We start from the raw sequence: 20,712 nt of genomic DNA, 5'->3' as shown, positions 1-20,712 counted from the left end.
TAACAAACTGTTTTATGTTTACTATTTTGTAAATACCAAAAGAGCAGTAATTCTTATTAAAATTACTGCTCTTTTTTTGTCTTATTTATATATGGTATGATTTATCCATTCATCGAAATAAGGAATTCATCGTTATTTCTTGTTTGTTTAAATCTTTCATTGATAAACTCCATTGCTTCTACAGGGTTCATATCTGCCAGATATTTTCTCATAATCCACATACGTTGTATTGTAGTGTCATCTAACAAAATATCATCACGTCTTGTACTACTTGAAATAAGATCAATCGCAGGGAATATACGTTTATTGGCAATACGTCTATCCAATTGTAATTCCATATTACCCGTCCCTTTGAATTCTTCAAATATAACTTCATCCATTTTAGAGCCGGTTTCTGTAAGGGCGGTTGCGATTATCGATAGAGATCCTCCTCCTTCTATATTTCGTGCGGCACCAAAGAAACGTTTTGGTTTGTGCAATGCATTAGCGTCAACACCACCACTTAAGATTTTCCCACTAGCAGGTTGTACCGTATTATATGCTCTTGCTAAACGAGTTATAGAATCTAATAGTATTACAACATCATGACCACACTCTACGAGCCTTTTGGCTTTTTCTAATACGATGTTTGCTACTTTTACATGTTCGTTTGCTTCTTTGTCAAAAGTAGAAGCAATAACTTCGCCTTTAACATTACGTTGCATATCTGTTACTTCTTCTGGTCTTTCATCAATTAGTAAAATCATTTGATATACTTCAGGATGATTAGCAGCAATTGCATTGGCTACATCTTTAAGTAGCATGGTTTTACCAGTTTTAGGTTGCGATACAATCATACCACGTTGCCCTTTTCCTATAGGAGCAAATAAATCCATTATTCTGGTAGAGATTGTGCTTTGTTTTTCGGCCAGTTTAAATTTATCCTGAGGAAACAAAGGTGTTAAGTGTTCAAAAGAAACTCTATCACGAACTACTTGAGGATCGAGACCGTTAATTTTGTTGACTTTTATTAAAGGGAAGTATTTTTCTCCTTCTTTAGGAGGTCTTACTTGTCCTAGTACTGTGTCTCCGGTTTTTAATCCAAAGAGTCTTATTTGTGATTGAGAGACATAGATGTCGTCTGGTGAAGACAAATAATTATAGTCGCTAGAACGCAGAAAACCATAACCGTCTTGCATGATATCTAAAACTCCTTCGCTTTCTATAATAGCGTCAAATTCAAAGTCGGGCTCTTTATAGCGATTTCTGTTATCTCTATTGCCGTTGTCTTTTTTGTTATTATTGTGGTTATTGTTTGTATTGCGATTTCTAGATTGTTGAGGTTTATTATCAGTCTTACCTTTGTTTTCTCTTTTGTCCTCTTTGTTATGCTGAGGTTTTGTTTTGTCCTCGTTTGCATCGGTGTTTTTTGCCTTTGTGTTTTTTGCGACAGCAACAACTTCTTTATTTTCTTCTTTAGCTTCTTTTTGAGCTTTAGGTTCTTTTTTATTGGTATTCGAGGTTGTGTCGGTTTTGCGTGTACGAGGTCTTCTTTGGCGTGTACTGGTTTTAGGTTTTGGTTCTGCCTCTGACTTCTCAGGAGAATCTCCGCTAACGGCCTGCTTTACTTTATCAGGGTTAGCTGCTTGGTAATCCAAGATTTGATATACAAGATCTAATTTTTTTAAAGTACGGAATTTAGGTACACTTAGACTCTTTGCAATCTCCTGTAATTCAGGAAGCTTTTTTGCTTTTAATTCAGAAATTTCTAACATTTAAATTTGTTATATAATTTACGTTTTTTAGATGTAATTTTTCTAAAGAAGTATCTAGGAAAATTTTATTTTGAAGATAAGTAACCTTAGTTGAGAAGGTTACAGATTTTGTTGTGCAATTATACAACTTTATTTTTATTTTTTACTCATAATTCTAAAAAGAAACTCTTATTTTTGCTTTTCTTTAAGGGAAACGTATAATGTTACAACGAATTCAGACAATATATTTATTAATTGCAGGCTTGATCTCAGGTTTGGTTCATTTGTATTTACCTTATGCAACTGATCAAAATGGCGTTGCATTATTTGCTAAAGATAATATGTTTCTTTTGAGTATGTTTTCTGCGTCAGCCGCCTTATCGCTATTAGCGATTTTTATGTTTAAAAATAGAAAGCTTCAATTTGTATTGGGGCGTCTAAATATCTTATTAAATTTTATTTTACTAGGAGTATTTGTGTATTGGTCTCTAATGATATCTGGAGAAACGAACATTTCTGAGAAAGGTATTGGGATGATGATTCCTATTATTTCTATCGTTTTATTAGTTGTAGCCAATAAGGCTATTAAAAAGGATGAAAATCTCGTAAAATCTGTAGATCGATTACGATAAACCTAACATCTTAGTAGTATTAGTGCGTGAAAACCCGGAGTATGCCAACTTCGGGTTTTTAGTTTTTTGATATTGGTTTTGCTGTTAACTAATTAGAGTGATTTTGATTACTTTTTACCTAGTTCAATGACTTCCAGGTTTTCAATTTTGTCTAGGTTTATTGTAAAACGTAACATTGTTCTTATTTTGTGAAATCCATGTTTTCCTGCTGCTCCCGGATTCATGTGTAAAAGGTTGTTTTTGTGATCGGGTATCACCTTTAAGATATGTGAGTGGCCACATATAAATAGGTTAGGGGGATTTGATATAATTTCATCTCGTGTAGCACTGTTATATTTTGGTGGATAACCTCCAATATGTGTTATCCATACCGATACCTTTTCACAAGTAAACCTTTGGTGGAGTGGAAAACTCGCTCTTGCTTTGTTGTTATCGATATTACCATAAACGGCTCGCAAAGGAGTAATTGCCTCAATAGCATCTGTTACTTTTAAGTCGCCAATATCACCTGCATGCCAGACCTCATCAGCTTGTTTTGCATAATGCAAAATTCGATCATCGATATGGCTATGTGTATCACTGAGTAAAAGGATTTTTTTCAAAATAAAATTATAAAGATCATTTATAGAATAATAAGAAAACAGAAATAATGTTGTTACTTATATCTGTATTATAAAAGGTATATTTGCCCTTGTTATTTTACAAAAATAGAATACTTTGAGATATTTTTTAGAACTTTCTTATAATGGATCGCCATACCATGGATGGCAACGACAACCTAATGCTGTTTCGATTCAAGAAGTTTTAGAAAATGCTCTGTCCACGATTCTGAGATTTAAAACAGAAATTGTAGGAGCTGGTAGGACTGATACAGGAGTTCATGCAAAACAAATTATGGCTCATTTTGATAGTGATCATGATCTTAATGTCGAAAGTCTTATTTATAAACTTAATTCAATTTTGCCTGCTGAGATTGCGATCCAGTCATTATATGAAGTTGATAAAGATGCACATGCTAGATTTGATGCTGTAAGTAGATCTTATGAATATTGTATTAATTTAACTAAAGATCCCTTTTTGATAAAAAAGTCATATTACATGAAGAGATCATTAGATTTAAATCTAATGAATGAAGCTGCCAAATTACTGTTAAACTATACTAATTTTAAATGTTTTAGTAAGTCTAAAACCGATGTAAAGACGTATAATTGTACTATTACTGAAGCTATTTGGGAAAGAAATAAAGATAATTTGATCTTTAAAATTTCTGCAAATCGTTTTTTGAGAAATATGGTTAGAGCAATAGTAGGGACCTTGATTGAAATTGGTGAAGGTAAGCTGGATCTTGAGGATCTTGTTGATATTATTAAAAGTGAAAACCGTAGTCGAGCAGGATATTCAGTGCCCGCTCATGGTTTGTATTTAGTAGAAGTAAAATATCCAAAAACTATATATAAAAGATAAATGACGCAGAAAAAAAGTGGTAAGGCTTTTGACTTCAAATTATTTAGACGACTAATTACGTATACTAACCCATATAAATTAACTTTTTATTTTGTTGCGTTAACAGCAATTTTATTGTCAATATTTACAGTAATAAGGCCTTATCTTTTGCAGCAAACGATTGATAAAACTATAATTCCCAAAGATAATGAGTTGCTTCTATTTTTTATAAGTGCTATGATAGGAGTGCTTGTTCTTGAAGTTACTACTCAATTCTTGTTTATATATTTTGCAAATTGGTTAGGGCAGGAAGTAATTAGAGATATAAGAGTCAAATTGTTTAAACATATGATTGGTTTTAAAAAACAATATTATGACCAATCAGCAGTAGGTAGACTTGTTACCAGAGCAGTAAGCGATATTGAAACCATTGCAAGTATTTTTAGTCAGGGATTATTTATGATAATAAGTGATCTTCTTAAAATGTTTGTAATTCTTTGTTTTATGTTTTATCAAAGTTGGCAACTTACTTTATTAGTATTACTTATTTTACCTCTTATTTTGTATGCAACCAGAATTTTTCAGCAAAAAATGAAAGCTGCTTTTGAAGAAGTACGTACTCAAGTATCTAATCTTAACTCATTTGTTCAAGAACGTATTACTGGTATGAAAATCGTTCAGTTGTTTACAAGAGAAGATATTGAATATGAAAAATTCAAGGAGATTAATGAAAAGCATAAAAAAGGCTGGATAAAAACAGTATGGTATAATTCGATCTTTTTTCCAATAGCAGAGATGTCTAGTTCTATAACCATTGGTTTGATAGTGTGGTTTGGCGGATTGAATGCTACTCAAAACGGAACAATAACTCTTGGGGTTGTCATTGCTTTTATAGAACTGTCACAAATGCTTTTTAGGCCGTTACGACAAATAGCAGACAAATTTAATACGCTACAAATGGGTATGGTAGCTGCAAATAGGGTGTTTGCAATTTTAGATACTAATTCTAAGATAGAAAATAATGGTCATCTGTTGCTTGATAGTGTAAAAGGTAAAATTACCTTTGATGATGTACGTTTTAGTTATGTAAAAGATGAAGAAGTTTTAAAAGGAGTATCTCTTACTGTTAATGCAGGAGAGACTGTTGCTATTGTTGGAGCCACTGGTGCAGGCAAATCAACAATTATTAATCTCTTAAGTAGATTTTACGAGATTGATAGTGGCGTAATTTCTGTGGATGATACAGATATTAAAACAGTAGAGCTAACTTCTCTTAGAAGTCATATCGCTCTGGTATTACAAGATGTATTCTTATTTGCAGATACTATTTTTAATAACATTACTCTTAATAATTCAGAGATTTCTGAAGAAGAGGTATATAATGCAGCAAAAGAAATTGGAATCCATGATTTCATTATGAGTTTGCCGGGAGGTTATGAATATAATGTAAAAGAAAGAGGAGCTATGCTCTCTTCAGGCCAAAGACAATTGATTTCATTTTTGAGAGCATATGTTGCTAATCCTAGTGTTTTAATTTTAGATGAAGCTACTTCTTCGGTCGATTCCCATAGTGAACAATTGATACAGGATGCAACTAATAAAATCACAAAAGGAAGAACTTCTATAGTAATTGCACACCGACTTGCTACAATTAGAAATGCAGATCAAATCATTGTCATGGATCAAGGGCAAATTGTAGAACGAGGAAACCATAATCAGTTATTAGAAATACAGGGTGGATATTATAAAAACCTATACGAAGTACAGTTCGATACAATTCCAGATTAATTATTGTCTTTTTTAATTATCATTTAGAGGGGATTTCAATAATCTCAAATTTGTAAAAAATAGCCGCAATCATAAAGGTGAAAATCGTGAATATTATTGTAGAAATCACCAAAAATAATATTGTTTTGAGGGTTATTTTCATAAAGCTTATATTGTAAAGACGCTTTAAAACGTAAGCAATATATATTATATAGATAGGAAATTGTATCATAGTAGCAAGATACATATTGTCTGTTATGAATGGTATTGGAAATAAAACGATTGACATTATGGCTACTATATGTGAGTAAGCATATAGATATATGATTAAATGCTCAGTAAGGTTATATTTTTTATAATTGATAAAAACAAGTCTAGAAATCAATGCTAGTATAGGAATTATAAGAAAGTTTGTAAGAGATTGATATTTAACAGTGAGATCTGTGGTGCTTTTTGTGATTTCTAATTGCTCTTCAGAAGTTGCATTTAATATTAATAGTTCTCCTAATCGGTCTTTTAAGAAGAAAGAATAAATCCCGATTAAAGTAAGTGAGATCGCAAAATAACTTATAGCGTTTAGGTATCGTTTTCTCAATCCATTAATGTAGCCATCTATTACTTGTTCTGGTTTTGTAAATAAATGAGTAAAAGTTCTAAAAAAAGAATTATCAAAATTTAAAAATGAATTACTGAATTCTAAACATAAATTTTTGAACGTTATTCGTCGGGTAATTTTTTTTGCACCACAATTAGGACAAAAATTGAAATTCTTTATAGGCGTACCACAATTCTTACAATTGTTTATTTGTTTCCTTGTTAACTCGTGCATTATGTTAGATCCTTTGTTATCTGCTCGATCAATTCTTCTTCTGTTTTGTATATAATAAATTCACCATTTTTAATGTAAGATAACTTGCCGGTTTCTTCACTTACTACCAATGCAATTGCATCAGTCTTTTCGCTGATCCCTACAGCCGCTCTATGTCGTAAACCAAATCGTAGAGGTATATTATTGTCATTAGTTACCGGTAGGATAGCACGAGTAGCAACAATATAATTGTCTTCTATAATCATTGCACCATCGTGAAGGGGGCTATTTTTATAAAAAATACTTTCAATGATAGGGGTGTTTACCAGTATGTTCATAGAATCCCCGGATGTCTTTACAAAATCCAAAGAAGTATTTCTTTTTATAACTATTAATGCTCCAGTACGTGTTTTTCCCATTTCTTGACAGGCAGTAATAATAGCTCTGATATTTGTAATACTTTCTTCGGGAGTGTCTCTTATAAATTTGAGTTGCCTTAAAAATTTACGCCTCCTCCCAAAATTAGTTGATCCAATCATCAAAAGAAATTTTCGTATTTCTTGCTGAAAAACAACAATCAAAGCAAACATTCCTACTCCAATAAACTCACCTAAAACACTACTTAACATCTCCATATCTAGAAACTGGGTGAGTTTCCAGACGAGATAGATAATCACAATACCTATAAATATATTAATAGCAGCAGTACCTTTAACTAATTTGTAAATGTAATACAGTAAAAATGCTACAAATACTATGTCTAGTACGTCGAGTATTCTAAGGTTAATTAAATCCAAATTACAGCTGTTTGATGTAAAAATAGAAAAATTAGCGAAACCTTATTTTAAAAATTATACAATCAAAATTAATCTATGATCTTTATTATGCTTGGTTTTATTTATAAGGGGGTAAAATGAGTGCTTGAAATATTTATGGAATATATCAAAATATTCTATCTATTATACATCTCTACTAGTTTAATGCATTGCATAGCTTCCTTAACATCATGCACTCTTAGTATAGAGGCTCCATTAAGTAAAGCAATAGTGTTGAGTGCAGTCGTACCATTTAAAGCTTCACTCGCTGTAATTCCTAGCGTTTTATAAATCATTGATTTTCGAGATAACCCCGCTAATATTGGTGTTTCAGAAAAATTTAAAAGTGCTAATTGTTTTAGAAGGTTAAAGTTTTGCGCTATGTTTTTGGCAAATCCAAACCCTGGATCAATGATAATATCGTTTATCCCATATTGTTTGGCGAGCGCAATTTTTTCAGAAAAATATAAATTCATATCATGTAATAGATCATCATATTGCTCTAGAGATTTCATAGTTTGAGGAGTGCCCCTCATATGCATCATGATGTACGGTACTTTTGTTTTTGCAATAGTTTCAAACATTTGATCATCAAGATTTCCGGCAGAGATGTCATTAATCATTGCTGCACCTCTGTCTATGCATGCTAAGGCAATTTCACTTCGGAATGTGTCTATCGATAATAAAGCTTCAGGAAATTGTTTCGTTAGCAACGATACGATAGGGGTTATTCTTCTTTTTTCTTCTTCAGTAGTAACATGATCTGCGCCTGGTCGAGAAGAATATGCTCCTAGGTCTATAAAGGTGGCTCCATCAGAAAGCATTCGTTCAGTTTGATGTAAAATCTCATTCTCATTTTTGTATTTCCCACCATCATAAAAAGAATCCGGAGTGAGGTTTAAAACCCCCATTACTTTTGGCGAAGTAAAATCAATCAAATTACCTTTACAATTAATTGTCATAAGTATTGTGTTGTGAATATCGATTTTTAATAAAAATTGTCGCTTTTTTGTGCAAAAATAGTAGATTCAGCTCAAAACATAGATTTATTTTACATTCTTAGAAATGAAATGGGTGAAATTATGTTTTTACATTGTAGGATTTGAGAATACAATTTTTTTTATTGATATAATAAAACGAAATTTACATAAAATTTAATAGTAAAATATGCCTGATACAGGGACACAGTATGATGCTGTAATCGAAAAATGTCATGATCTTTTCAACAAAAAGATGACAGATTATGGTAGTGCATGGAGAATATTACGATTACCATCATTAACAGATCAAATCTTTATTAAAGCACAACGAATTCGAAGTCTTCAAGAAAACGAAACTCGTAAAATCGATGAAGGCGAAGTGGCAGAATTTATAGGGATTATTAATTATTGCCTTATGGCATTGATACAGTTAGAAAAGGGAGTTGCGGATCAACCTGACCTTTCTCCAGAAGAAGCATCAGAGTTATATAGCAAACATATTGCTAATACAAAACAATTGATGCTTGACAAAAACCATGACTATGGAGAAGCATGGAAAGATTTACGTGTGAGTTCTTTAACTGATCTGATTCTTCAAAAACTATTAAGAGTAAAACAGATTGAAGACAATAAAGGAAAAACATTGGTGAGTGAAGGGATCGATGCTAACTATCAAGATATGATCAATTATGCTGTATTTGCAATGATACACTTAGGAGAGGCAGAATTATAAGATAGATATATAAAATACTGTTAAACTAAAAATAACATCAAGTATCCTATATATATTGTAAGAATTAAAACGTAAACCATACCAAGAGTTATACTATGAAAATACTTGTTACCTTTTCTAGAATCTTCGTGGCAGCACTTTTTTTATTCTCAGGGTTTATCAAATTGAATGACCCTTTAGGTTTTTCATATAAGCTTCAAGAATATTTTGCAGAAGGAGTACTTAATCTAGAATTTCTAATCCCTTATGCACTTCTAATTGCAGTTTTTCTGGTCATTTTTGAAGTAATTTTAGGAATTACACTATTATTGGGGTACTTGCCAAAATTTACGGTATGGTCATTATTATTGATGATTGTGTTTTTTACCTTTCTTACGTTTTATTCAGCTTATTTTAATAAAGTTACAGATTGTGGTTGTTTTGGTGATGCTTTACCATTGACACCCTGGGAGTCGTTTACCAAAGATGTAATTCTTCTGATATTAATATTAGTATTATTTTTTGGTCAAAAATATATCCGTCCGGTTTTACCAGTCTCAACACATAAATGGATCGTATTTGCTTCTTTTACAGCTTGTTTAGGATTTGCATACTATGTATTGATGCACTTACCTGCTTTTGATTTTAGAGCTTATAAAATAGGTACGAATATACAAGAAGGCATGGAAATCCCAGAAGGAGCTCCAAAGGCAGAATTCGCATACCATTGGAAGTTTAAATTAAGTAATGGAAAAGAACAAATCATCACAACAAGTGGTGATTACCCTAGTGTAGTTGGAAAATTTATTGATGTTGAAACCGAAACAATTAAAGAAGGGTACGAACCTCCAATACATGATTTTGCAATAGAAAAAGATGATGTTGATTATACATCAGAATTCTTAGCTAAAGAAAATCTAATCTTGATTGTAACATATAACTTATCTAAAAGTGAATCAGAAGGTTTTAGTAAAGTTAAAGAAATCACAGATAAAGCAATCTCTAATGGTTATGATGTTATTGGTCTTACTGCATCTACACCACAAGATATATCTTTAGTACAACAAAAACATGGGCTTTCTTTTGAGTTTTATACCACAGACGAAACAGCTTTAAAAACAATTTTACGTTCTAATCCCGGAATAGTAAAGCTTAGTAAAGGAACAATCCTAGAAAAATGGCATTGGAATGATGCAGAAAAGCTTTCTTTAGAAAAAGTAACTCCTTCAAAAAGTAAAATAAGTCAAAATATTAAAGAAATAGATACTACAAAAACTTTTAATGTAAAGCTTAAACAGAAACTAGATAGTATTAGAAATATAGGCCCTAAAGATGAAAACGGTAATTTGTATCATGATATCTCGCCCGAACAACAAAAACTTATAGATAGCACAAAACTTACACTTATAGAAGATGTTATAAAAAAATATGGATATCCTGGAAAAAGTGTACTAGGCGAAACTTCAGAAAATACACATTTGGTAGCTTTTCTCATTCTTTATGAGTCTGATAAATTTGAAACGTATTATGATTTGCTCAAAGAAGCGGGAGAAAAAGGGGAGTATGATAAAGAATATCTCGATTTAGCAAATAAAAAGTATACCCAAATCAATAGTAATGAATAATTTCATCTTATACTTGTATTGTTAATTTGAGATAAAAGATAGTTATAATAATGTTCAGTTACTTTATCAATAAATTAGGATACGCTTTACTCACTTTATTTGGAGTTGTAACTGTGATTTTTTTACTTTTTACATTACTTCCGGGTGACCCGGCACAGATGATGCTAGGTCAAAATGAAACAGAAGAACAGTTAAAAAGTGTAAGAAAAAAATATGGGTTTGATCAGCCTATATCGACACAATATTTATACTACATAAATGATTTATCGCCTATCTCATTTCATAGTACAAATTCAGATGATTTTTCATATTATGATCCTAAAAAGTATTCGGGTTTTATATTGTTTTCAACCAAGAATTCGGTTTCAATACTAAAATTACCATATCTGAGAGAATCTTTTCAAAAAAATGGAAAAGATGTAAGTCAAGTTATAGAAGAAACGCTTCCTAATACAGCAATTCTTGCAGTATCGGCGATAAGTATAGCTATTTTTTTGGGTATATTATTTGGTGTGATTAGTGCATTAACAAAGGATAAATGGGCCGATAGATTAATCCAGTTAATAAGTACATTAGGAATGAGTGTGCCTTCATTTTTTAGTGCAATACTATTTGCGTGGTTGTTTGGGTATGTACTACATGAATTTACAAATCTAAATATGACTGGGAGTTTGTATGAAGTAGATGATTTTGGAGAGGGAAAATTTATACAATGGAAGAATCTTATTTTACCTTCAATTGTTTTAGGAATAAGACCTTTGGCAGTCGTTACCCAGTTGATGCGTAATTCACTATTGGAGGTTTTAAGCCAAGATTATATTAGAACAGCAAAAGCAAAAGGGCTTTCTATGTATCAAATAATAAGAAAACATGCTTTAAAAAACGCATTAAACCCTGTTGTGACTGCTATTTCAGGATGGTTTGCTTCTATGCTGGCGGGAGCAGTGTTTGTAGAATATATATTTGGATGGAATGGATTAGGAAAAGAAATTGTTGATGCTTTGAATACATTAGACCTTCCCATTATTATGGGAGCGGTGGTTGTAATTGCCTCTATGTTTATCCTGATTAATATTCTGGTAGATATTATCTACGGCTGGTTAGACCCTAGAATAAGAGTATAAGATATTTCGAAATAAAATTTAAAAATTTACTTTTTAACCAAAACATAAAATTTATAAAATGAGAAAAAAGATTGTAGCAGGAAACTGGAAGATGAACAAAAACTTATTGGAGACAAAGGAGTTGTTATCTGATATTAAGAATAAAGTAAATACATCTCTTGGAGCAGAGGTTATTGTCTCGCCAACATTCGTAAATCTACAAAATGCCGTAGAATTGTTACAGGATTCTGATGTGGTCGTAGCCGCTCAAAATATGCATCAAGCAGAGAGTGGGGCGTATACAGGTGAGATTTCTGCAGAAATGCTTAGAAATATAAAAGTAGAAACCGTTATTTTAGGACATAGTGAGCGCAGAGCATATTTTTCTGAAACTGATGCATTGCTTGCTGAAAAAGTAACTACTGCCCTTAAACATGAAATGACGATTATTTTTTGCTTCGGAGAGGAACTTAATGATCGAAAAAATAACACCCATTTTTCTGTTGTAGAAGAACAATTAAAAGAAGGGCTTTTTCATATCAATAAGGATGATTGGAGTAATGTTGTGCTAGCTTATGAGCCTGTTTGGGCGATAGGAACGGGAGAAACGGCGTCTCCTGAACAAGCGCAAGAAATGCATGCATTTATTAGAGAAACTATCAAGAAAACTTATGGTCAAGAGATAGCCGATGAGGTATCTATTTTGTATGGTGGTAGTGTAAAACCAAATAATGCAAAAGAGATATTTGCAAAACCAGATGTAGATGGTGGACTTATTGGAGGTGCATCATTGGATGCAGAAAGTTTTGCAGCAATAGCAGCTTCAATTTAATAAAAAAACAGATCATGTCTAATAATAAATATCTAGGATATTATTTTAACGTTTCTCCACTTCAACCGGCTTCAGAAATTTTAATAGCAGAATTAGGAGAGGTTGGTTTTGAAAGCTTTGTAGAAACACAAGAAGGAATTAATGCCTTTATCGAAAAAGAACATTGGAGAGATGATATCTTACAAGATATTTATGTGCTGAATTCTGGCGAGTTTGTAATAGAATATACAATAGAAGAGATTGATCAGGTAAATTGGAATAAGGAATGGGAGAAAAACTTTGATCCTATTATTGTAGATCAAATTTGCAGTATAAGAGCTCCTTTTCATGAAAAGCCAGATACACAATATGACATTGTCATCGAGCCAAAAATGTCTTTTGGTACGGGGCATCATGAGACAACTCATATGATGATTCAGCATCTTTTACAAATTGATCTAAAAGACAAAAGAGTACTTGATATTGGTTGTGGTACAGGGGTATTAGCTATTTTATCTGAAATAAGAGGCGCAACATATATTGACGCAATAGATATTGATAACTGGTGTTATTTAAATACTTTAGAGAATATAGAACGCAATCATTGCAAAAATATCATTGCTTACGAAGGTGATGCTTCTTTGATTGTTGGAAAAAACTACGATATTATTATAGCAAATATTAATAGAAACATATTGCTCAATGATATAAAAAAATACGCATTATCATTATCGTCAGAAGGAATTTTATTATTAAGTGGTTTTTATGAGCAAGATTTAGAACAAATTACAGAAGAATGTGCGAAACATAATTTGATATATAAATCACATATTAATAGAAATAATTGGTTAGCAGCTTTTTATGAGTTAAAATAGAGTTGAGGTTTACGATTTTATTACTTTTAATTATATATTTGTATAAAGTTTATATGTAATGGGAACTCAGGAAAAAGTTTTAGAAGAAGTTCTAGAAAAATCAGTTGATCAAGGTAACAATGAAATTATTCTTTATAATGATGATGTAAACACGTTTGATCATGTTATAGAAACGCTTGTTTATACTTGTGAACATACACCACTGCAAGCAGAGCAATGCGCTTTATTGGTCCATTATACAGGGAAATGTACTGTAAAAACTGGAACTTATAAAGACCTCGAACCAAGATGTTCTAAACTTCTACAAGCAGGATTAAGTGCTGAAATTGTATAATTTCAACAGCTTCAATAATATTTAGAAAAAGATTCTCAGTAATGAGAATCTTTTTTTTGCTTATAAAAAGCTATAAATCATAATAATTAGAGATTATTATGGTATTTGAGTTAGGTTTTCTATTACTATTTTAAAAATTTATGACTTGTAAGAAAAAACTTATTTTAGAAATGCATTTCAACTTAGTTGCATTAAAGAGTATTGCTTTTTGAACTCTTGCTTTTTAACAATTATTTGGCAAAATGGTATCCTGTCAAAGATGTATTTTGTCGATTTTACCATTAGATAAAAAATAGATTTTTTGCTATTTCTTTAAAGAAAAATGATAGGATAGGGGTATTTGTAATCAATAATTCAACAAAAAACGAATTTTGTCGATAAAAATATTATATCTTTGCACCTTAGAAAAGTTTATAGCTTTTTTTAAAAAATTATTTTAAAACAATTTTTGTTTTAATTACACAAACTCAACTTATTAAAATGAAAAAAATTAAAGTACTAGCGCTATGCGCTATAGTGGCCTCATTCGCTATGTCTTGTAGTGATGATAGAGATGAGCCATTAAACGAATCTCAAACAGACATATTATCAGGACCAGTTTCAAAAGAACATAAAACCGCGATAGAAAACCTAGGCTTAGGATCAAACGAGGTAAAATATGTTACGAATGAATATCCTGATGGAACTTCAAAAAGTGGTGTATTAACAGCAGATGATATTTTTGTGACTTTAGATGCACTAGCACAAACAGAATTAGCATCGGATGCTGATGGTAAGCAATATAGAACACGTGCATTGGTTAGTCAAAATCGTACTATAAACGTTGTAGGTTATACCGGAGGAAGATTTGCATTAACCAGTAGAATGAGAACTGGTCTACAAAGAGCCGTAGATAATTATAATGCAATAAACATTTCGTTACGATTTAACTTAAGATTTGCAGCGACCACAAACGCTGATATGGTAGTTTATAATGCAGGAAGTTCTGATGCTGGTGGTCAGGCAGAATTCCCTAGTGGTGGAAGACCAGGTAAATTTATCCAGATATTTGGAGGTATGGATCGATTTAATAGTGATGTTAATGAACATGTTGCAGCTCATGAAATGGGGCATGCATTAGGTTTTAGACATACAGATTATGCCAGAAGAAGATGTGACAATATCAATGAAGGACAAAGTTCTTTTGGTGCAATAGCTATCCCGGGAACTCCAAGTGGTAATCAGTGGGGTGGTAGCAATATTGATTCAAATTCTATCATGATCTCTTGTTTCGATAGCGGAGAAGATGGAGAATTTAGTAATTTTGATATTGTAGCATTAGAATTCTTATATTAAAAAATATTTGAGCATAAACTTTTCTATATAATAGAAAACCATCCCAAATTGGGATGGTTTTTTCTTAGATATGGCACGTAATTATCTAATATACTAAAATTACCTCTCTCTTACCTAAAGCATTTTATAAGTCTACTTTTACCAGTGCGAGACTATAAAACAACTTTTTTCAGTCCTCTCAATTTAATGTGATTTTGGTATTTTCATTAGCATTTTTTCTAATGTTAGTAATTACTGCACGGTCTCCAATCAAGCTTTATAATTTGTTAATCTGCTTTTTGATGATAACATTTATTTTAGCAAAATAAATATGTCACTATTCTTTACTAGTAGACGTGTTTATTGTTAATAAACCTTCAATTTTTATATTTTCTTAATTTGTATTTAAAAGTTAATTACTCTTCTTTTAAATTATAAAATTGAATTAATGTTAATTTTTTAACAATAAAAGTAATTTATATTTAATTTAAAGACCAATTATGTATAAAATTATGAATTATTCACATAACTTAATAATTCGACTTGGTTAAATAAAAGTTAAACTATTAAAATATGATAGTATTACTTTTATTTTTGCTTCAAAGTTTTTTAGAATGAAATACATTTTACAAGATCTAAAAGTTAAAATAAACGATAAGATTTATATCAAAGATCCCGAATCATCTGCTTTGGGGAAAAGAATTATAGAAAATAGTATCATAATGATACAGGAGATAGGGTTTGAAAGTTTTACATTTAAAAAGCTTGGAGAGAAGATAAAATCTAATGAAAGTTCTATCTACCGTTATTTTGAAAATAAACACAAACTACTATTATATCTTACGTCTTGGTATTGGGGATGGTTAGAATATCAATTGGTTTTTGCAACGAATAGCATCTCTAATTCTGAAGATAAATTAAGAAAAGCAATAGAGATTATAACCAGAACTATCGAAGAAGATTCTTCATTTTCTCATATTAATGAAGTTCTTTTAAATAAAATTGTAATCAACGAATACTCAAAGTCGTATTTAACCAAAGAAGTTGATGAGGAGAATAAAGAAGGTTACTTTTCTTTTTATAAAAGATTGGTAATACGTCTTAATGATATGATCAAAGAAGTTGATACTACATATCCATATCCTTCGAGTTTGTCAAGTACTATTATCGAAGGGGCACTGCATCAACACTTCTTAAAAGATCATTTTCCTTCGTTAACAAATTGTAATGAAACTATAACTCCAACAACATACTTTACTGATCTTGTGTTTAATTCAATAAAGAAATAGCTCATGGCTAAAAACATACTTACAGCCTGGCAAAGGCTAATAGGTTTATTACGACTAGACCAAAAGGATATCTTACAAACATTTTACTATGCAATATTTGCAGGATTGGTAAATTTATCATTGCCTTTGGGAATCCAGGCAATTATTAACCTTATTCAAGGAGCTCAAATAAGTACCTCGTGGGTAGTTCTTGTTATTCTGGTAACTATGGGTGTGGCTTTTGTAGGGCTCTTGCAGCTCATGCAAATCAGGATTATAGAAAATGTACAGCAAAAAATATTTACAAGAGCTTCTTTTGAATTTTCTTATAGATTTCCAAAAATTAAAATGAGCGAATTGAGAAGTTACTACCCTCCTGAACTAGCCAATCGCTTTTTTGATACATTAACGGCTCAAAAAGGGTTAGCAAAAATATTAATAGATGTTCCAGCAGCTTTGATACAGATTATTTTTGGATTGATGCTATTATCATTCTACCATCCCTTTTTTATCATCTATGGTTTACTATTGATTGTGCTTATCTATGTGTTATTTAAATTTACGGCGCAAAAAGGTTTAGAGACGAGCTTAAAAGAGTCAAAAAGTAAATATAAAGTAGCACATTGGATACAAGAGGTAGCAAGAACAATAGTTAGTTTTAAACTTTCTGGCCAAACGAATCATGCATTAGATAAAAATGATATTTTGGTGACAGAGTATCTTTCGGCAAGAGAAAGCCATTTTAAGGTTTTAATTATGCAATTTATCCAAATGATAGGTTTCAAAGTGTTGGTTACTGCAGGATTATTACTAATAGGAGGTATTTTGGTATTAAATCAGGAAATGAACATTGGGCAATTTGTAGCAGCAGAAATTATAATAGTTTTAGTAATAGGTTCTGTAGAAAAACTTATTGTAAGTCTGGAATCATTCTATGATGTTTTGACTTCTATGGAAAAATTAGGTCAAGTAGTTGATAAAGATTTAGAACCACAAGAAGGAGAATTACCTTTTGCCGAAGGAGAAAATTATACAGTAGAACTATCAGACGTAACCTATACAATACCAGATCAGAATTATAAGAAAATTCTTGATAATATTTCGCTTACTATTAGTCCTGATTGTACTATATTAATTCAAGGGCCAAATGGATCCGGTAAAACCACTTTGTTACGTCTAATTGCCGGTTTAATTGAACCTACAGAAGGTAATATTTATGTGAATGATGTAAAACTGAAAGGAATAAATCTTAATTACTATAGATCACATTTGGGACAATCCTTAACTGAAGAATCTCCTTTTGAGGGTACTTTGTTAGAAAATATAACTTTTGGCGATACTACAGTCCCTCAAGAAGATATTAGATGGGCGGTAGAAAAAACAGGATTGACAGAATTTGTAAAAGAACAACCTAAGGGATTACAAACAGTTATCTATCCCGAAGGAAAACATATTTCTTATACGATTGCAAAAAAAATTGTCTTGGCTAGAAGTATTGTAAAAAAACCAAAACTATTAATCCTAAAAGATCCATTAGATCAATTTGACGAATCAGAAACCATTAGAATCATGGACTTTTTGACAGATGGATCAAATCCTTGGGCACTAGTTGTTGTGAGTCAAAATGAAAAATGGATAAAGCGTTGTGGTAGAATAATTAATCTAGCAGATGGTCGAATAATAAATGAAAAATAGGGAAGATGTTAAACATTGCAAATGATAAATCAGATATAAAAATAGATCTTTCTAAGTATAAAGCTACTCAGAAAATCTTTCATAAACGTCACTATAAATACTTTAATAGATTCCTTAAAGTATTTTCAGGAATTGTTCTAATAACATTGTTTTTGCCCTGGACTCAGATCATTTCTGGAAATGGATTTTTGACAACGCTCAAGCCTGATCAACGACCGCAAACAATACAATCTCCTATTCCCGGGCGTATTGAAAAATGGTATGTAAGAGAAGGAGATTTTGTAAAAAAAGGAGATACAATATTGTTCATTTCAGAAGTTAAAAATGAATATTTCGATCCGAATTTGGTAGAGCGTACTGGTCAACAAATCAAGGCAAAGTCAATGGCAGTAACGTCATATGAAGAAAAAGTAAAAGCTTTAGGAATTCAAGCAGATGCTTTGATGAATGAAAGAAACCTGAAACTAAAACAAGCAAGGAATAAATTGTTGCAGTCTAAGTTAAAAGTACAAAGTGATAGTATAGACCTAGAAGCTGCTAAAACAAATATTGCTATTGCTCAAAGACAATATGATCGGGTTGTTCAGCTAGAAAAAGAAGGACTAAAGGCAGTGACAGACCTCGAAGAAAAACGCCTTAAATTACAAGAAGGACAGGCCAAACTAATATCACAAGAAAATAAACTGCTTGCCAGTAAAAATGATGTTATCAATGCTCAAGTAGAGATCAATAGAGTTCAGGCAGAGTATACAGATAAAATTTCTAAATCCAGAAGTGATAGGTTTACGGCTCAATCGAATCAATTTGATGCAGAAGCCCAAGTAACAAAATTAGAAAATCAGTATACAAATTATGAGATGCGTAACGACATGTACTATATCAAGGCACCACAAAGTGGAGTTGTAAATAAAGCACTAAGGTCAGGAGTGGGAGAGACTTTTAAAGAAGGAGATCAACTGGTTAGTATAATGCCATCAGATTATGAATTAGCCGTAGAAACTTTTGTAAAACCATTAGATTTACCCCTGGTACATAAAGGAGAGAAGGTACGTATTCAATTTGATGGTTGGCCGGCAATTGTTTTTAGTGGTTGGCCTAATGTGTCTTATGGTACTTACGGTGGAGAAATAGTTGCTATAGAGACATTTATTAGTGATAATGGTATGTATAGAGTATTAATAGCGCCGGATCCAAATGATCATGAATGGCCAAAAGATATTCGAGTAGGATCAGGAGCAAATACATTAGCACTATTAGAAGATGTACCGATATGGTACGAATTATGGCGACAACTCAATGGTTTTCCACCTAATTATTATCAACCTGCTACTGCATCAGCAAAAAAAACTGAAAAGAAATAAAATGAAGAACCACTTACTGTATGTTTTAATCTTTGCAGCTACTTCTCTTTTTTCTCAACAGACAGATAGTATTCCTCTTAATTTTAAGGAATATTTGGGGTATGTGAAAAAATATCACCCTATCGCCAAGCAAGCAGAATTAAATATTGATATTGGGCAAGCTAATCTTATGAAGGCAAGAGGTGGATTTGACCCAAAATTAGAAGTTGATTATGATAGAAAAGAGTTTAAAGGCTTAGAATATTATGATTTGCTTAATGCAACCTTCAAAATACCAACTTGGTATGGTGTAGAGTTCAAAGGTGGGTTTGAGCAAAACGATGGAGAATTTCTTAACCCTCAAAACTCTGTGCCAGAAGATGGTCTCTTTAACGCAGGAGTATCGGTTTCTGTAGCGCAAGGATTATTGATCAATGAGCGAATGGCTACATTGAGAAAAGCCAAGTTTTTTAGAGAACAAACTAAGGCGGATAGAGATCTTTTGGTCAATCAAATTCTTTATGATGCTTCTTTAGCGTATTTTGATTGGTTACAGGCATATAATGAAAAAGAAATTTATGAGAATTTTCTATCTAATGCCCAAATACGTTTCGAGGGGATCAAAAGAAGTGCAATGGCAGGAGATAAAGCTGCTATAGATACCGTAGAAGCAAAAATTGCATTTCAAAACAGAGCATTGAGTCTCGAGCAAGCAAAAGTAAAGCTAACTAAAAGATCTTTGGATCTTTCAAATTTTTTATGGTTAGAAGGAGATATCCCAGTACAATTACGACCAAATGTGATTCCTGATAACAATGTTGAAGAAATTATTGATAGTACTCTAGAAATTCAAGGAAAACCCTTAGATAGCTTTAATATTGATAATCATCCTAAACTACAGTCTTTAAATTTTAAGATTGAAGGGCTTGAAGTCGACAGAAAACTAAAAGCAAATAAGTTGCTTCCTAAAATCAATTTAGAATATAATTTTTTGACAGAGACCCCAGATGTAGGTAACTCTTTTAATACCGCAGAGTATAAAGGAGGTGTTTATTTTAGCTTTCCTTTATTTTTAAGAAAAGAAAGAGGAGATCTTAAACTAGCAAAATTTAAGTTGCAAGACGCTCGATTTGAGTTTGCCAGTACTCAATTAGAAATCAGAAATAAAGTTACAGGAATATATGCAGAGTTGGATTCTTTCATAAATCAAAATGAATTGATAGAAAATATCGTAAAAGATTATGAAACTTTGCTTGCCGCAGAGGAACGTAAGTTTAGTTTTGGAGAAAGCTCTGTATTTCTTATAAACTCTAGAGAAAGAAGCCTTATTGATTCTAAGCTAAAGCAAGTCGAAGTACAAAATAAATTTTTTACAACAAAAGCAAAATTATTCAATAGCCTAGCTGTAAATCCTGAGAACTTATAATGAAATATTTATTTTGGTATGATGGGTTTTG

Annotated in this window: 19 protein-coding genes; 14 read left to right on the top strand and 5 right to left on the bottom strand. The window is 31.7% G+C overall.

Going from position 1 to position 20,712, the window contains the following annotated elements; genetic code table 11:
• Window positions 1-101: 101 nt before the first annotated feature.
• Window positions 102-1,754, bottom strand: coding sequence for a transcription termination factor Rho (rho, locus tag FHK87_RS25110; RefSeq protein ID WP_140597641.1), 1,653 nt, complete (start codon window positions 1,752-1,754; stop codon window positions 102-104).
• Window positions 1,755-1,954: 200 nt separating this feature from the next.
• Here rho and FHK87_RS25105 point away from each other — a divergent pair, with 200 nt between their 5' ends.
• Window positions 1,955-2,365 (top strand): DUF4293 domain-containing protein, encoded by a 411-nt coding sequence (locus FHK87_RS25105; protein WP_140597640.1) that lies wholly within the window; start codon window positions 1,955-1,957, stop codon window positions 2,363-2,365.
• A gap of 107 nt (window positions 2,366-2,472) precedes the next feature.
• Here FHK87_RS25105 and FHK87_RS25100 read toward each other — a convergent pair whose 3' ends face one another.
• Complete coding sequence (locus tag FHK87_RS25100; RefSeq protein ID WP_140597639.1) at window positions 2,473-2,967, bottom strand: metallophosphoesterase family protein; 495 nt, start codon at window positions 2,965-2,967, stop codon at window positions 2,473-2,475.
• Window positions 2,968-3,082: 115 nt separating this feature from the next.
• Between FHK87_RS25100 and truA the strand changes: the two genes are divergently transcribed.
• Window positions 3,083-3,829 (top strand): tRNA pseudouridine(38-40) synthase TruA, encoded by a 747-nt coding sequence (truA, locus tag FHK87_RS25095; RefSeq protein WP_140597638.1) that lies wholly within the window; start codon window positions 3,083-3,085, stop codon window positions 3,827-3,829.
• Window positions 3,830-5,596 (top strand): ABC transporter ATP-binding protein, encoded by a 1,767-nt coding sequence (locus tag FHK87_RS25090; RefSeq protein WP_140597637.1) that lies wholly within the window; start codon window positions 3,830-3,832, stop codon window positions 5,594-5,596.
• Between the two features lie 19 nt (window positions 5,597-5,615).
• Here the strand turns inward: FHK87_RS25090 and FHK87_RS25085 are convergent, their stop codons facing one another.
• The 3 genes from FHK87_RS25085 to folP all read right to left on the bottom strand — a co-directional run bounded on the left by FHK87_RS25085 (window position 5,616) and on the right by folP (window position 8,160).
• The gene (locus FHK87_RS25085) at window positions 5,616-6,404 is read right to left on the bottom strand and encodes a DUF3667 domain-containing protein (RefSeq protein ID WP_140597636.1); all 789 of its coding nucleotides are present in this window, start codon (window positions 6,402-6,404) and stop codon (window positions 5,616-5,618) included.
• A complete protein-coding gene (gene cdaA, locus FHK87_RS25080; protein WP_140597635.1) occupies window positions 6,404-7,180 on the bottom strand; it encodes a diadenylate cyclase CdaA in 777 nt (258 codons plus the stop codon). Before cdaA ends, FHK87_RS25085 begins: the two co-directional genes overlap by 1 nt.
• A 155-nt stretch (window positions 7,181-7,335) precedes the next feature.
• On the bottom strand, window positions 7,336-8,160 hold the full coding sequence (folP, locus tag FHK87_RS25075) for a dihydropteroate synthase (protein WP_140597634.1): 825 nt from the start codon (window positions 8,158-8,160) through the stop codon (window positions 7,336-7,338).
• Between the two features lie 205 nt (window positions 8,161-8,365).
• On the opposite strand from folP, the gene FHK87_RS25070 reads away from it, so the two are divergent.
• The 11 genes from FHK87_RS25070 to FHK87_RS25020 all read left to right on the top strand — a co-directional run bounded on the left by FHK87_RS25070 (window position 8,366) and on the right by FHK87_RS25020 (window position 20,681).
• Entirely contained in the window at window positions 8,366-8,911 is a 546-nt protein-coding gene (locus FHK87_RS25070) for a DUF1599 domain-containing protein (RefSeq protein WP_140597633.1), read from the top strand.
• Between the two features lie 95 nt (window positions 8,912-9,006).
• Complete coding sequence (locus tag FHK87_RS25065) at window positions 9,007-10,515, top strand: BT_3928 family protein (RefSeq protein WP_140597632.1); 1,509 nt, start codon at window positions 9,007-9,009, stop codon at window positions 10,513-10,515.
• Between the two features lie 50 nt (window positions 10,516-10,565).
• Window positions 10,566-11,639, top strand: coding sequence for an ABC transporter permease (locus FHK87_RS25060; RefSeq protein WP_140597631.1), 1,074 nt, complete (start codon window positions 10,566-10,568; stop codon window positions 11,637-11,639).
• Between the two features lie 58 nt (window positions 11,640-11,697).
• Window positions 11,698-12,450, top strand: coding sequence for a triose-phosphate isomerase (gene tpiA, locus FHK87_RS25055; RefSeq protein ID WP_140597630.1), 753 nt, complete (start codon window positions 11,698-11,700; stop codon window positions 12,448-12,450).
• A 14-nt stretch (window positions 12,451-12,464) separates the two neighbouring features.
• A complete protein-coding gene (prmA, locus tag FHK87_RS25050; RefSeq protein ID WP_140597629.1) occupies window positions 12,465-13,304 on the top strand; it encodes a 50S ribosomal protein L11 methyltransferase in 840 nt (279 codons plus the stop codon).
• Between the two features lie 58 nt (window positions 13,305-13,362).
• Entirely contained in the window at window positions 13,363-13,638 is a 276-nt protein-coding gene (locus tag FHK87_RS25045) for an ATP-dependent Clp protease adaptor ClpS (RefSeq protein ID WP_140597628.1), read from the top strand.
• Between the two features lie 480 nt (window positions 13,639-14,118).
• Window positions 14,119-14,973 carry a M57 family metalloprotease gene (locus FHK87_RS25040; protein WP_140597627.1) on the top strand — a complete coding sequence of 285 codons (855 nt, stop codon included), beginning with the start codon at window positions 14,119-14,121 and terminating at the stop codon, window positions 14,971-14,973.
• 593 nt (window positions 14,974-15,566) lie between these two features.
• Complete coding sequence (locus FHK87_RS25035; protein WP_140597626.1) at window positions 15,567-16,241, top strand: TetR/AcrR family transcriptional regulator; 675 nt, start codon at window positions 15,567-15,569, stop codon at window positions 16,239-16,241.
• Window positions 16,242-16,244: 3 nt separating this feature from the next.
• Window positions 16,245-17,915, top strand: a complete 1,671-nt coding sequence (locus FHK87_RS25030; RefSeq protein ID WP_140597625.1) for a peptidase domain-containing ABC transporter — start codon at window positions 16,245-16,247, stop codon at window positions 17,913-17,915.
• A gap of 5 nt (window positions 17,916-17,920) precedes the next feature.
• Complete coding sequence (locus FHK87_RS25025; protein WP_140597624.1) at window positions 17,921-19,276, top strand: HlyD family secretion protein; 1,356 nt, start codon at window positions 17,921-17,923, stop codon at window positions 19,274-19,276.
• Window position 19,277: 1 nt separating this feature from the next.
• A complete protein-coding gene (locus FHK87_RS25020; RefSeq protein WP_140597623.1) occupies window positions 19,278-20,681 on the top strand; it encodes a TolC family protein in 1,404 nt (467 codons plus the stop codon).
• Window positions 20,682-20,712 lie beyond the last annotated feature (31 nt).

This window comes from Aquimarina algicola (assembly GCF_006443095.1).
Taxonomy (GTDB): Bacteria; Bacteroidota; Bacteroidia; order Flavobacteriales; family Flavobacteriaceae; genus Aquimarina; species Aquimarina algicola.
This window is presented reverse-complemented; position numbering and strand designations above follow the sequence as displayed.

Bases quoted from the DNA above. Each gene is read 5' to 3' on its own strand.
- rho (WP_140597641.1), bottom strand. From the start codon at position 1,754: ATGTTAGAAATTTCTGAATTAAAAGCAAAAAAGCTTCCTGAATTACAG.
- FHK87_RS25105 (WP_140597640.1), top strand. From the start codon at position 1,955: ATGTTACAACGAATTCAGACAATATATTTATTAATTGCAGGCTTGATC.
- FHK87_RS25090 (WP_140597637.1), top strand. From the start codon at position 3,830: ATGACGCAGAAAAAAAGTGGTAAGGCTTTTGACTTCAAATTATTTAGA.
- FHK87_RS25085 (WP_140597636.1), bottom strand. From the start codon at position 6,404: ATGCACGAGTTAACAAGGAAACAAATAAACAATTGTAAGAATTGTGGT.
- folP (WP_140597634.1), bottom strand. From the start codon at position 8,160: ATGACAATTAATTGTAAAGGTAATTTGATTGATTTTACTTCGCCAAAA.
- FHK87_RS25070 (WP_140597633.1), top strand. From the start codon at position 8,366: ATGCCTGATACAGGGACACAGTATGATGCTGTAATCGAAAAATGTCAT.
- FHK87_RS25065 (WP_140597632.1), top strand. From the start codon at position 9,007: ATGAAAATACTTGTTACCTTTTCTAGAATCTTCGTGGCAGCACTTTTT.
- FHK87_RS25060 (WP_140597631.1), top strand. From the start codon at position 10,566: ATGTTCAGTTACTTTATCAATAAATTAGGATACGCTTTACTCACTTTA.
- tpiA (WP_140597630.1), top strand. From the start codon at position 11,698: ATGAGAAAAAAGATTGTAGCAGGAAACTGGAAGATGAACAAAAACTTA.
- prmA (WP_140597629.1), top strand. From the start codon at position 12,465: ATGTCTAATAATAAATATCTAGGATATTATTTTAACGTTTCTCCACTT.
- FHK87_RS25045 (WP_140597628.1), top strand. From the start codon at position 13,363: ATGGGAACTCAGGAAAAAGTTTTAGAAGAAGTTCTAGAAAAATCAGTT.
- FHK87_RS25040 (WP_140597627.1), top strand. From the start codon at position 14,119: ATGAAAAAAATTAAAGTACTAGCGCTATGCGCTATAGTGGCCTCATTC.
- FHK87_RS25035 (WP_140597626.1), top strand. From the start codon at position 15,567: ATGAAATACATTTTACAAGATCTAAAAGTTAAAATAAACGATAAGATT.
- FHK87_RS25030 (WP_140597625.1), top strand. From the start codon at position 16,245: ATGGCTAAAAACATACTTACAGCCTGGCAAAGGCTAATAGGTTTATTA.
- FHK87_RS25025 (WP_140597624.1), top strand. From the start codon at position 17,921: ATGTTAAACATTGCAAATGATAAATCAGATATAAAAATAGATCTTTCT.
- FHK87_RS25020 (WP_140597623.1), top strand. From the start codon at position 19,278: ATGAAGAACCACTTACTGTATGTTTTAATCTTTGCAGCTACTTCTCTT.